General features: G+C 53.3%; 11 protein-coding genes. 5 read left to right on the plus strand and 6 right to left on the minus strand.

The genetic code is table 11. From position 1 onward, the window contains the following. Positions 1-10: 10 nt before the first annotated feature. The 5 genes from IPH75_05680 to cobO all read right to left on the minus strand — a co-directional run bounded on the left by IPH75_05680 (position 11) and on the right by cobO (position 3,826). Positions 11-1,333, minus strand: coding sequence for a TolC family protein (locus tag IPH75_05680; GenBank protein ID MBK7141550.1), 1,323 nt, complete (start codon positions 1,331-1,333; stop codon positions 11-13). An 18-nt stretch (positions 1,334-1,351) separates the two neighbouring features. Next, on the minus strand, positions 1,352-1,627 hold the full coding sequence (locus tag IPH75_05685) for a hypothetical protein (protein ID MBK7141551.1): 276 nt from the start codon (positions 1,625-1,627) through the stop codon (positions 1,352-1,354). Next, positions 1,600-2,076, minus strand: a complete 477-nt coding sequence (locus IPH75_05690; GenBank protein ID MBK7141552.1) for a YIP1 family protein — start codon at positions 2,074-2,076, stop codon at positions 1,600-1,602. The genes IPH75_05685 and IPH75_05690 overlap by 28 nt, the downstream gene beginning before the upstream one ends. A gap of 188 nt (positions 2,077-2,264) precedes the next feature. After that, positions 2,265-3,218 (minus strand): thioredoxin-disulfide reductase, encoded by a 954-nt coding sequence (gene trxB, locus IPH75_05695; GenBank protein ID MBK7141553.1) that lies wholly within the window; start codon positions 3,216-3,218, stop codon positions 2,265-2,267. Between the two features lie 65 nt (positions 3,219-3,283). After that, positions 3,284-3,826 (minus strand): cob(I)yrinic acid a,c-diamide adenosyltransferase, encoded by a 543-nt coding sequence (gene cobO, locus IPH75_05700; protein MBK7141554.1) that lies wholly within the window; start codon positions 3,824-3,826, stop codon positions 3,284-3,286. A gap of 247 nt (positions 3,827-4,073) precedes the next feature. Here cobO and IPH75_05705 point away from each other — a divergent pair, with 247 nt between their 5' ends. The 5 genes from IPH75_05705 (at position 4,074) to IPH75_05725 (ending at position 10,968) form a co-directional block, all read left to right on the plus strand. Next, positions 4,074-4,505 (plus strand): Rrf2 family transcriptional regulator, encoded by a 432-nt coding sequence (locus IPH75_05705; GenBank protein ID MBK7141555.1) that lies wholly within the window; start codon positions 4,074-4,076, stop codon positions 4,503-4,505. A 99-nt stretch (positions 4,506-4,604) separates the two neighbouring features. Next, on the plus strand, positions 4,605-5,180 hold the full coding sequence (locus IPH75_05710; GenBank protein ID MBK7141556.1) for a dCTP deaminase: 576 nt from the start codon (positions 4,605-4,607) through the stop codon (positions 5,178-5,180). Between the two features lie 32 nt (positions 5,181-5,212). Next, positions 5,213-8,833, plus strand: coding sequence for a pyruvate:ferredoxin (flavodoxin) oxidoreductase (gene nifJ / locus IPH75_05715; protein MBK7141557.1), 3,621 nt, complete (start codon positions 5,213-5,215; stop codon positions 8,831-8,833). 149 nt (positions 8,834-8,982) lie between these two features. Further along, positions 8,983-9,840 (plus strand): hypothetical protein, encoded by an 858-nt coding sequence (locus IPH75_05720; protein MBK7141558.1) that lies wholly within the window; start codon positions 8,983-8,985, stop codon positions 9,838-9,840. An 87-nt stretch (positions 9,841-9,927) separates the two neighbouring features. Next, positions 9,928-10,968, plus strand: a complete 1,041-nt coding sequence (locus IPH75_05725; protein ID MBK7141559.1) for a PD40 domain-containing protein — start codon at positions 9,928-9,930, stop codon at positions 10,966-10,968. Between the two features lie 75 nt (positions 10,969-11,043). On the opposite strand, the gene IPH75_05730 is transcribed toward IPH75_05725, so the two are convergent. Then, entirely contained in the window at positions 11,044-12,543 is a 1,500-nt protein-coding gene (locus IPH75_05730) for a leucyl aminopeptidase (protein MBK7141560.1), read from the minus strand. Between the last annotated feature and the right edge of the window lie 16 nt (positions 12,544-12,559).

Consider the following 12,559-nt stretch of genomic DNA (forward strand, 5'->3'; position numbering starts at 1 on the left):
TTAGCAGACCTTACATCTTGCCCATTGAGTTTTCGAGACGCGAGACAGAGAGATTCAGGTCAAAATCGGCCTGGATCAGCGATACCTGCGCCTGTTTCAAGGAGACCTGGGCGTTCAGCAGATCAAGAATGGTCGCGGCGCCCAGATTATATTTTTCCTGTGTGATCTTCAGATCTTCAGTGGCCGCATCGACGTTTTCCTGCGAGACCTTTTTCTGTTCGCGCAGTTGCTCGATCTCGAGATAGGTCGACTTGATGTCGCTGGCGGTCAGGTTGCGAGCGTCGGCGGCTGACGCTTTCGCATTGTTGAAAGCAACACGGCGTGCGGTGACGTTCTGCTCACGCTGGAAGCCATCAAAGATATTCCAGGTCAGCGCGAAGCCGTAAGTCATAGTGGTGCCGGATTCCCATGAGGAACCACCGTTTTCAGTCCAGTCCTTGCCATAGCCGTATGACAAGAGTGGGGAAAATTTCGGCAAGTAGTCAGTCTTCGAATCTGTCAGGCGAAGTTTGGCCGCTTTGATATTCCGTTCCTGCGCCAGCAGATCGGGACTATGCGCAAAACCATACTGCAACGCCTCATCCAGACTGCCGGCGTATTCGCGGACGATGTACTCTGTCGAGAACTGGTGCTCCTGGGTAGGATCGAGGCCGATCGTGTAAGAAAGACTCGCTTTGGTGCTGATGACGCTGTTGCGCGCCTGCAGCAGGTTCAACTTGTCATTCCCATATTGGACGCGCTGCTTGAGAACATCAGACTTCGCCGCAGAACCGAGTTCAAAGCGGGATTGGATCAGCTTAAGCTGTTCTTCCGACCGCTTCACCGCTTCTTCCTGCACGCCGATATTCTGTTCCGCAGCAAGATAGGCGTAGTAGCGAGTCTTGACCGCCAGGATCAGATCCTGCTCAGAGGAGATGACATCGAGGCCGGCAACCACAGCATCTTCCTTGGCTGCGAGGTACCCAAGTACCGCGTCCGGAAGGGTAAAGGAAATTCGGCCACCAAAACCGAGCGATTTGTTGGTGAGAGTAACATCGGGGTATTCACCATCGACCAGCGTACCGGAGGAATCTGGTCCTTCAAACTTCTGATTGGTGTACTTATTCTTGTACCAATCGTAGGAAGCGTCGATCTTCGGCAAAAACGCGCCGAGAGCCGCACGCTTGCCGGCCTTGGCAAGCTCTTCGGATCCGCGAGCGGCGATGATCGATGAGCGGTTTTTGAGCGCCATATCAATGGCGTCATCAAGGGTCAGGACAGCGGCCTGAGCCACGCTCCCGAAAAGTACTACCGCGAATAGGGCGGCGAACAGACCACGTTGCAGAAACTTCATCTATCTCTCCTTACAATATTAAAACATCGATGCTATCCAGGTGTAAGCGACATGAATGACTGCTACCAGGCCAGCGGACAGCAGAGCGACTGCGTATCCCTTGTTCCTGGAGATCTTCAGACAGGCCGCGAAACCTATACTTAGTACAATGATCTCCCAGATATGGAAGACGGAAAGTTTGGACAACGCAATATAGGCGGGACTTTCGATGCCCAGATGAGCAACCAGCACCGCGGGCGAAAAGCTGACTGCCAGACTGCCTTTGGCTAACACCAGCGGCAGCAGCAGTACCATGGTGCCAAAAAGTAAAGAAGCTCTCCGTACAGTGAAACGGACAACAACTGCCTAAATGTGGCTTGTCCGCCAAAGACGAAATTCCCCCAAAATGAGGCGAGCGCGGCGATCAGGAGCGGAGCCAGCAATAACGCCAATGTCCCAAAGATAGGAGTGGTTACTGCCATGATCGATTGCATGCGTTCTTTGGTCATGCCAGGACTGTTTTGCATTTGCTCCTGGAATTCGGGGTTCTGCCATTGCGTCTCGAAGATGACATCGGCCATCAGAATGAACGAGATGGCAGCAATAATACCAATGAGTATCCAGGGAAGAAGGATCTTCGGGGATTCCGCCAGTTTCTGAAAGAAGCTCGTTGGGGCAGTAAAAACTTCCCATAGGCCGCGCAGAGCAAGGCCCTTGTTTTCGGGGAGCGCCGTTGCGCTCATATCGAGATTAGTCTCCGGCATAGTATTCTCCCTCATGGCTTTTGTAAACGGATGGATTGTCCAAAAGTTTCAGTACCTAGTGTACAGAGTTGCATACTTGCGGCAGAGATTAATATTCAGATAAAAAAGGATGGGTCGTCGTATCAGGCGGCCTAACCAGCGACTGTCTTCGGCATCCCTGCCCGAACGTCTGTTGTGTGCGGATCTGGTTAGACCCGCTGCGCGTGTCGATCTTCCAGCGCCTCGATATATTTTTCCGCCGCCACAGCCGCGGTGGTTCCATCGCCGACGGCATTGGTCACCTGGCGCACTAATTGCGCGCGGACATCGCCACACGCAAAGATACCAGGGACGGAGGTCTCCATCCGGTCATTGGTCAGGATATACCCTCCCTCGTCTTTGCGCAGTTGCTCGCGGACCAGATTGGAATTAGGACGGAAACCGACATATATAAAGACCGCGCCGACATCAAGTGTCGAAAGTTGACCGGATTTCAGGTTTTTCAGGGTAAGGCTGGAAATGATGCCACCATTTCCGTTGACCTCTTCAACCGCTGAATCCCAGATAAACTCGATCTTGGGGTTCGCGAAAGCCCGTTGCTGGATGATCTTCTGGGCGCGTAGCTCATCGCGACGATGTATGATGTAGACTTTGGAGCCGTACTTGGTCAGATATGCCCCCTCTTCAACTGCCGCATCTCCGCCACCCACGACCGCAATTACCTTATCCCGGAAGAATGCGCCATCACATATGGCACAGTATGAGACACCTTTGCCGCCATATTCCTGCTCTCCGGGAATATTGAGTCGCACTGGAGAGCCACCAGTTGAGAGAATGAGCGCTTTGGCGCGATAGGTATTGCCGGATGCGCACCGGGCGATACGGTCTTCGCCCTCAGTGTAGACTTCCTCGACCTCTTCCATTTCGATCTCAAGACCGAATTTCTTGGCATGGTCGGTAAAGCGCTGGCCGAGTTCAGCCCCACTGATATGTTCAAACCCGAGATAATCTTCCACTTCTCCGGTAAGGGCAATCTGCCCACCCGGGAGATATTTCTCAAGACAGACGGTTTTTCTGCGAGCGCGGGCGCTATACATACCGGCGCAGAGGCCACCCGGGCCGCCGCCGACTACAATCACTTCGTATTGCTTTTCCTGTGCCATTCAGTGCATCCTTTTCGACTTCACATTCGCGTCAAATCAGAAAACGAGCGAATGTGGTCAGATAGTTACCAATCGACCCCTTTTTGGGCGAGGATCCCTTTTTGGTAGGGATGTTTGATCTCTCGCATTTCAGTTACGAGGTCAGCTCGTTCCTTCAGCCAATCCGAGGCGCCGCGGCCGGTTATGACCAGATTTTTCAACGGATCGCGAGCGGCCACGATCTCTTCAAGTTCATCCTGAGTGACCAAACCCAAAGAATAGGCGACATTCAGTTCATCGAGAATCACTAATGGATACTGCCCTGAACGCAATTTCTCCAGGGCGAGAGCGACCCCATTGCGGGCAGCTTCGCGATGTTCTTCGAATGACTTCTGGTCATCCAGAATACCAACAAATCCTTCCCCGATAACATGCAATTCCACATTTGGTTCAAGTCGTTTGAGTCCCTTCAATTCACCATACTTCCACGAGCCTTTGACGAATTGAATCAAGCAGATATTCCAATTGTATCCGACAGCGCGAACACACATACCGAGCGCGGCAGTGGTCTTCCCTTTGCCGTCGCCCGTGTATACTATCAATAGTCCAGTAGTCGAGTCTTTTTGCATATATTACCTTAGAACCCGTAAATGTAGCCGAAAGGGGCACTTGGGGAAAGCACTTTTTCGGAAGTTCCTCTCTTTTGTCTCGCAACAGATTACCCACCTTTTTGTGAAAAAAGTAACGAAAGTAGTTGACTTAAAGGTCTATGTTCTGTAACTTTGCCGATATAAAGACATAAAGTATCGGATAAGTAGCTTATCCGATGAGAGGTTTCGTTTTTTATAACGTGGCCCTTGGGCAAGGTAGGTCGCTATGCAATTCACCAAGGCGGAAGAGTATGGGATGTTTGGCGTCCTGTATCTGGCGGAGAAAGACCGTCAAATCGTAACCCCGCTTTCGGAGATCTCGGAATCACAAAATATTCCGGAGAAATTCCTCGCCAAGATCTTCCAGTCACTCTCAAAATCGGGGATCGTGCGATCCCATCGTGGCGTCCGCGGCGGGTTCACTCTCGCTCGCGATCCGAAAGAGATCACGATCAAAGAGGTGTTGGAGACGATTCAAGGTCCCTACCATCTCATGAAGTGTATCAAGGACATTCGGACGTGCGATCGGAACGGGCACCACTTCTGTGCTTTGCGTGAAGTTGTGATGATCGCAGAGCGGCAGTTGGTCTCGGTTTTCGAGCAATACACGGTTGCCGATCTGATCGAATGGCAGCGGAGCAAGGCGGTAAAAGGCTAAGACTAAAAATGTCGCAAATGGGCGTTATTTAGTTTACTTTGCGAAAAAATTCACGTATAATCGATGAAACGTGGATTTTTCAGCGGAGGAAATGACGCCATGCCGGTAAAGTCAGATCGATGGATCATTGAGATGGCCAAAAACCATCAGATGATCGCTCCGTTCGCCGAAAGCCAGGTTCGTACCGGCATCAGTTTCGGGGTCTCGTCCTACGGCTACGACTTCAGTCTCGCAGACGAGTTCAAAATGTTTGACCCCGAGGCCACGCAGATCATTGACCCCAAGATACCCGGTTCAGCCGCCTTTGTAGACATTAAGGCGGCTTCTGTCGTTCTCCCCCCCAATTCTTTCATGCTGGGTCGCTCGCGCGAGTATTTCAAGATCCCGCGCAATGTCATAACGGTCTGTTTTGGCAAATCGACCTATGCACGATCGGGGGTAATTGTGAATGTCACACCTTTTGAACCTGAATGGGAAGGGTACGCGACGGTCTCGATGGCCAATAGCTCTCCCCGCCCGGTCAGAGTGTATGCCAATGAAGGAATTGCCCAGATCCTGTTCATCGAATCCGATGAGCTTTGTCAGACCTCATACGGCGACAAAAAAGGAAAGTATCAAGGGCAAAAGGATATAACGTTGTCGAAAGTTGAGTCAGCGCCGATATCAGAAGAGTGATATTGGGGCATAAGAATAAGCAGGAGTTGGTTATGTTAAAGGATGCTGTGAAAATACAAAAAGAGGGTTCCACCGGCAAAGAAAAGAAGCGCCGGATGGTGACCATCGACGGCAATACAGCGGCCGCCCACGTCGCTCACGCGACTAATGAAGTAATCGCGATCTATCCGATCACGCCGTCATCCAACATGGGTGAAATATGTGATGCGAAATCAGCGGCCAAGGAACGGAATATTTGGGGGTCGATTCCGACCGTTGTCGAAATGCAGTCCGAGGGCGGCGCTTCTGGTGCAGTCCATGGTGCACTCACCACCGGTGCGCTGACGACCACGTTCACGGCCTCGCAGGGTCTGTTGCTGATGATCCCGAACATGTTCAAGATCGCCGGCGAAATGACACCGACGGTGTTCCATGTCTCTGCTCGCGCTATCGCCACTCAGGCACTCTCCATCTTTGGCGACCATTCCGACGTGATGGCGACGCGTTCCACCGGATTTGGACTGCTCGCATCCGGCTCGGTGCAGGAAGTCATGGATATGGCCTTGATCTCCCAGGCAGGCGCGCTGGCCAGCCGGGTACCGTTCATTCATTTCTTCGATGGTTTCCGGACCTCACACGAAGTTCAAAAGGTCGAAGAGGTGTCGTTTGAAGATATGCGGCAGATGATGGACGAAGAACTGATCGCCAAGCATCGCCGCCGCGCCCTCTCCCCTGACTTCCCGACCATCAAAGGAACCTCGCAGAACCCGGATGTCTATTTCCAGGGACGCGAGACGGTCAATAAGTATTACATAGCCGCTCCGAAGATCATCCAGGACGCTATGGATAAGTTTGCCGCAATAGCCGGACGCCAGTACAAGTTGTTTGATTATTTCGGTCACCCGCAGGCTGAGAAGGTGATCATCATCATGGGAACCGGCGCCGAAGTGGTCCACGAGACAGTCGATCACCTGGTGGCCAAGGGCGAAAAAGTCGGCATGATCAAGGTCCGCTTGTATCGTCCATTCTCGGTTGAGCATTTTGCGAAGTCGCTCCCCGCTTCGGTCAAGAAGATCGCGGTGATGGACCGGACAAAAGAGCCAGGCTCGGTTGGCGAACCGCTGTATACCGATGTTCAGTCGGCGATCAACGAGATGCTGGACCGTGGCATTGCCCAGTTCCACACACACCCGCACATCATTGGCGGACGGTACGGACTCGGATCGAAAGAGTTTAATCCGCCGATGGTCAAAGCGATCCTTGATAACATGGACGCAAAGGAGCCCAAAAATCACTTCACCGTCGGTATCAAAGATGACGTGACCTTTACGTCGCTTGATCCCGATCTCAGTTTTGATATCGAAGGTGATACATTTAGGGGTCTCTTCTTTGGATTGGGCGCAGATGGTACCGTTGGCGCCAACAAGAACTCGATCAAGATCATTGGTGAGAATACAGACAACTGGGCGCAGGGTTACTTCGTGTATGACTCGAAGAAGGCCGGCGCCATCACCGTGTCGCACCTTCGTTTCGGCAAAGAGCCGATCCGGAAGCCTTACTTGATCAAAGAGGCACAGTTTGTCGCCTGCCACAACAGCAGCTTCCTCGAGAAGTATGAAATGGTCGAGAAGTTGCAGGAAAACGGTGTCTTCCTGCTGACCTCTATTTATGGGCCGAATGAAGTCTGGGACAAACTCCCTCGCGAAGTACAGGATGCGATCATCGCAAAGAAGGCGAAATTCTACGTGATCGATGCTATCGCCATTGCCAAAAAGCTTGGATTGGGCGCCCGCATTAATATGATCATGCAGACGGCATTCTTTGTCATCTCCGGTGTGCTGCCACGCGATAAGGCGATCGAAGCGATCAAGAAAGCGATCGTGAAGACTTATGGCAGTAAGGGTGACAAGGTCGTGAACATGAACTTCGCCGCGGTAGATGCCGCGATCGAAGGTATTCATGAAGTGAAATATCCGGCCAAGGCAACCAGCACGGTCGTCCGCCCGCCTGTTGTGCCGGCTTTCGCGCCCGAATTCGTGCAGACTGTGACAGCCGAGATCATTGCCGGTCGCGGCGATGACCTACCGGTCTCTGCTTTCCCGGATGACGGAACCTACCCGACCGGAACAACGCAATACGAGAAGCGCAATATCGCGGTCGATATTCCGGTTTGGGAGACTGACCTCTGTATCCAGTGCAACATCTGCGCCCTGGTTTGCCCGCATGCGGCGATCCGCCCGAAAGTCTTTGATGCCAGCTTCATCGAAAAAGCGCCAAAGGACTTCAAATATGCCAAAGCGATGACCAAGCAGTTTGAGGGGATGTATTACTCGCTGCAGGTCGCGCCGGAAGATTGCACCGGTTGTGTTGTTTGCGTGAATGCCTGTCCGGCGGTAAAGAAAAACGCCGACGGCACCAAGTCGGAATTCAAAGCGATCAATATGGCTGTTCAGGCTCCTATCCGCGAGCAGGAGGCCAAAAATTGGGACTTCTTCCTCAATGTCCTGCCGGATACTGATCCGAAGCTGTACAATCTCGAAACTCCCAAGGGCTCGCAGTTTGTGAAGCCGCTCTTTGAGTTCTCTGGAGCATGCGCCGGCTGCGGCGAGACTCCGTATGTTAAGTTGATGAGCCAGTTGTACGGCGATCGCGCACTCTGCGCCAACGCCACTGGCTGTTCATCGATCTACGGCGGCAATCTCCCGACCACGCCGTACTGCCAGCGGGCCGATGGTCGTGGCCCTGCCTGGTCGAACTCTCTGTTTGAGGATAATGCCGAGTTTGGATTTGGAATGCGTCTCACGGCTGACAAGCTGAAAGAGTATGCGTTTGAATTGGTCAAAGAGCTAGTGCCGACCATGTACGATGAGTTGCATGGCGCTGATCAGTCGAACCAGGAAGGGATCGAGTTGCAACGCGCCCGCGTTCAGAAGCTGCTCAAGGCTCTTGAGACCATGAATGGCTCTGAGAAGATCATCGCTCTGAAGAACGTTGCCAACTTCCTGGTCAATAAATCGGTCTGGGTGATCGGTGGAGATGGCTGGGCGTATGATATCGGATTTGGCGGACTGGATCACGTACTGGCATCGGGACTGAATGTCAACGTGCTGGTACTCGATACCGAGGTCTACTCCAATACCGGTGGTCAGATGTCGAAAGCGACTCCGCGTGGTTCCACAGCGCAGTTCGCGGCGGCCGGTAAGGCAACGCCCAAGAAAGACCTTGGGATGATGATGATGTCGTATGGTAACGTCTATGTCGCTCAGGTGGCAATTGGCGCGAGCCATAACCAGGCAGTGAAAGCGTTTGTTGAGGCTGAGAAGTACAACGGACCGTCACTGATCATTGCCTACGGTCATTGCATCGCCCACGGAATCGACATGGCCCAGGGAATGGGGCATGAAGATCTCGCCGTGAAGTCGGGCCACTGGATGCTGTATCGCTACAATCCGGATCTGCTCCATCAGGGGAAGAATCCGCTGCAGTTGGACAGCAAGGAACCCACTATACCGTTTGAGCAGTACGCGTACGCGGAAAACCGCTGGCGGACGCTCATCGGCAAAGACCCGGAACGGGCCAAATGGTTGTTGCAGGCTGGCCAGATGGACTGCCAGCGCCGCTGGAACCTGTATAAGCAGTTGTCCGGCATGGACTACAGTACGGTCAAAGACTGAGCTGAAAGTATATTGACGTCTTTAAAGGCGGGTCCCCGGACCCGCCTTTTCTCATGGGAGCGAACCGCTTGGGATGGTCAAGATTTGTCCTGATTCTTCCGATATTCCAGTTAACGACTATCAGGAACAGTTCGATACCCGGAGGAAAAATGCGTGTTCGTCTTGCTCTAGCATTGGCGGGAGTCGCCATCATCGCGTCATCCGCGATCTCAGCCCCGACTCCGAAAGAACAGGAATTGGTCAATCAATTCCTGAAAAAGACCGAGAAAAAGCATCGCCCGAAAAAGCTCGGCTGGGTTTCGGCAAACTTCACCGTGAACCGCATCAACCGGTTTAACGAGTACAATTCCTTCACCAACCATGTCAATAGCAGTCTGTCCGGCGGGAAATTCTCGACTCTGGATAACGCGTTGGCGGCCGGTCTCGAAGTCGGCGTAGGCATGAATCGCAAGCTGTCGTGGCTATTTGGCGGTGAATACTGGCTGAAGACCGGCGATCAGTTGTCCGGTTCGATCACGTATGCCCCACCGTCGGGTGGTGGTCCGGTTGAGTTGACCGATCCGCAGTCGGAGATCAAGGTGTATGGCGCTTATACAGGCGTCAGCTACAGCATCTGGAATCCGCGCTCGGCCGGCGATGTGTTGAATGGCGGCTCGGCTTGGATAACCGGAAATGTCGGCTATTATCAGGTAAATTGGGATCTTTTCCCCCAATATGAGAATTTGAACCTCTCTACTGCTACCCCCGATGGTGCCAATACGACATTTAAGGGGAACGCGCCGGGATTCAGTATCGGTGGCGGAGTTGACTATCCGGTCGGTTTTGGCGGTCTGACATTTGCGGCTGAAGCGAACTATTTACACCTGAACTTTAGCAATGTCGCTTGGTATAACTCTGCAGACCAGGAAGTGGTCGCCACCTACAACGAAAGTCCGGATAGCCGGGTTGACCTGAAGATGTCAGGTGTCCGAGCCCGGTTTGCGCTGAAAAAGTACTTTGGCTGGTAAGCCGGTTTCTCCCGGCACCTTGACAGGTGGCGATTCATCCCTATCTTGACGCCAGCGAAACTGTCAGAAACACTGGAGATAGAGAGTTTGAAACGACATCTGTGTACGCTTACTGCCGCCGTCCTGGTGATGCTCCTGAGCAGTCTTGGTGACGGCGGCTCTTCTTTTGCCCAATCAAAGCTCCCGGCCGCTCAGGCCGGAACCATCCCTGCCCGTCCTTCCGGACGGATCGCGTTCATCCGAGATGGCGACATCTGGGTGATGGATGCTGATGGCCAGCGCCAGCAGCGGGTTGCTGAAGTCAAAAATGCCGATGGCCGGATATCCTGGGCGCCGGACGGCAAACGAATCGCCTATACCCGTTCGGGAAAGATCCAATTCCAGGAGCCGGATAATTCCGGCGGCGTTAAGAAGCTGTACGATGTATTCGTCTGCTTTCTCGACTCTGCGGCGGTCGGCAACACCTTGTGGTGGCGCCGCCTGACGATGGATGTCGGGGGACGTGATCCGGAATGGAGCCCCGATGGGCAGTCGATCATGTTTGTGCGGGATATGAATGCCAATATCGTGAATGCCGAGTCGCCGAATTATCAAGTTTGCCTTATGGATGACGACGGTGGCGGACAGAGCATCCTGCGCAAAGACTGGCAGAACATGAAGGAGTACTTCATGAATCCTACTGTCAGCCCGACCGGAGATGTGGCGTTTGTACACATGTATGAAAACAAGCCGCAAGGACTCGCCGTACTGAATAAGGCGAACTTCATGGTTAGTCTCGAGTCCGTCAAGTTGCAGACCAAAAAGATGCTCAACTGTATTGCTCCAGCCTGGTCCCCGGACGGGAAATGGCTCGCTTATGTGCGGAATGATCTGCAGAAGTCTGGTATTTTCATTACGACTCCGGACCTGAAGTCGACGTTCGAAGTCTTCACGCCACCGGCCAATGCGGCGATGCGTCCGATCGCACCGTCGTGGTCGCCCGATGGCAAATGGTTGACCTTCTCGACTCATGATGGTTCGATCTACATCTGCGATATCACAGGTAGCAATCTGAAGCGGTTGACCGGCCCCGGTACCGATTGGGCTCCGGCCTGGTCGAAGGGGACTTCGACGTCAGCTTCGAAGTAGTCAGTCTGACTATCATATAAATGCAAGAGGCCGGATCGATCGATCCGGCCTCTTTTCGTTCAGGAGTTGTATAAGCTACTTCTTGGGTCGTCGCCAATTCATCAGCATGTGCGTCAGCAGGCGGACTCCAAATCCGGTGGCCCCTTTCGGCTGATAGGGGCGTCCCTTCGGCTCATAGTCGCAGTAAGCTATGTCTATATGTGCCCATGGCCAATTGCCAACAAAGTTCTCGAGAAACGCCGTCGCCGTCATAGTACCGGCGGGTCGTCCACCTGTGTTAATCAGGTCGGTCAGCGAGCCCTTCATCGCGTCGCGGAACTCATCCCAGATCGGCATACGCCAGGTTTTCTCAGAAGTGGCATGGGACGACTCGGCCAATTGAGCCATCAAGTCGTCGTTGTTTCCAAGCACGGGTGCTCCGGCGTACCCAAGCACAAAAAGCGCCGCGCCGGTCAGGGTAGCGATATCAATCACTGCCTGCGGGTCGAATTGATTGGCGTAGTCAAGTGCGTCGGCCAGGATCAGTCTCCCCTCCGCATCGGTATTGAGAATCTCAACCGTCAACCCTTTGCGCGAGACGAGGACATCGCCAGGCTTCGTGGCGGTACCTGACGGGAGGTTTTCGGTCAGTGGAGTTAGAGTGACGAGATTCACGGGGAGTTTAAGACGAGCTGCGGTAATGATGGTTGCCAGCATCGTGGCAGAACCGTGCATATCCCCTTTCATCTCGTGCATGTTTTCGGCAGGCTTGATCGAGATACCGCCGGCATCAAAGGTGACACCCTTCCCTACCAGAACGATCGGCTTCTGGCCATCGCGACGTCCGTTGTACTTGAGGATAACAAAGCGTGGTGGTTCTGCGGATCCACGCGAGACGCCGAGCAAGCAGCCCATCCGTTCACGTTCGATCGCCTTCTCATCGAGAACACGGCATTGGACACCGTACTTGCGGGCGAGTTCCTGCATCTTTTTCGCATATATCCGTGGAGTAAGATAATTGGCTGGAGTATAGGTCAGACGACGAGCCAGATTCTGTCCCTCTGCGATCACCTGTGCTCGTTTGATCGCCTGCTGAAGAGTGGGAATATCTCGCTTGTTGCTCACTGCGAGGTTCAGTTCGACAATTTTGCGGTTATCCTTTCGGGCGTCGCCGGAACGGAATTCGGTCATCATCCATGAGCCCAGCAGGTACCCCTCGAGCGAGGCCTGATAGAAATCGTCATTGGTAAAGTCATCAAAATAGACGACAACTTTACGGCTGTTGCTGAGTGTTTTGGATCGGGAGACACTGCCGATTGCAGAGCGGAAACTGTCGGCCGTGATTGCCGATTCTTCACCAAGCCCAACTAGCAACACTCGTTTGGCTTTGAAGCCAGCAGGGTTGAAAATGGCCGCAGATTCGCCCGGTTTTCCACTAAATTCGCCGTAGGTCAACAGCGAACTGACTGCGCCTTTGGACGCAGAGTCGAGCTGTTTCAGGAGAGATCCTTTGACGCTGGTGTAGGCGGCGACGGGAACTATAACACAGTCGGCGGACATATCCTGAATCCGACCGGATAAGGCACGTGATTGCATGAGAACTCCTCTTCTC

It is taken from the genome of bacterium (assembly GCA_016708025.1).
Taxonomy (GTDB): domain Bacteria; phylum Zixibacteria; class MSB-5A5; order GN15; family FEB-12; genus FEB-12.

What these genes read in the sequence shown, in the direction of transcription:
- IPH75_05680 (MBK7141550.1), bottom strand. Translation starts at nt 1,333, where the DNA reads ATGAAGTTTCTGCAACGTGGTCTGTTCGCCGCCCTATTCGCGGTAGTA.
- IPH75_05685 (MBK7141551.1), bottom strand. Translation starts at nt 1,627, where the DNA reads ATGGTACTGCTGCTGCCGCTGGTGTTAGCCAAAGGCAGTCTGGCAGTC.
- IPH75_05690 (MBK7141552.1), bottom strand. Translation starts at nt 2,076, where the DNA reads ATGCCGGAGACTAATCTCGATATGAGCGCAACGGCGCTCCCCGAAAAC.
- trxB (MBK7141553.1), bottom strand. Translation starts at nt 3,218, where the DNA reads ATGGCACAGGAAAAGCAATACGAAGTGATTGTAGTCGGCGGCGGCCCG.
- cobO (MBK7141554.1), bottom strand. Translation starts at nt 3,826, where the DNA reads ATGCAAAAAGACTCGACTACTGGACTATTGATAGTATACACGGGCGAC.
- IPH75_05705 (MBK7141555.1), top strand. Translation starts at nt 4,074, where the DNA reads ATGCAATTCACCAAGGCGGAAGAGTATGGGATGTTTGGCGTCCTGTAT.
- IPH75_05710 (MBK7141556.1), top strand. Translation starts at nt 4,605, where the DNA reads ATGCCGGTAAAGTCAGATCGATGGATCATTGAGATGGCCAAAAACCAT.
- nifJ (MBK7141557.1), top strand. Translation starts at nt 5,213, where the DNA reads ATGTTAAAGGATGCTGTGAAAATACAAAAAGAGGGTTCCACCGGCAAA.
- IPH75_05720 (MBK7141558.1), top strand. Translation starts at nt 8,983, where the DNA reads ATGCGTGTTCGTCTTGCTCTAGCATTGGCGGGAGTCGCCATCATCGCG.
- IPH75_05730 (MBK7141560.1), bottom strand. Translation starts at nt 12,543, where the DNA reads ATGCAATCACGTGCCTTATCCGGTCGGATTCAGGATATGTCCGCCGAC.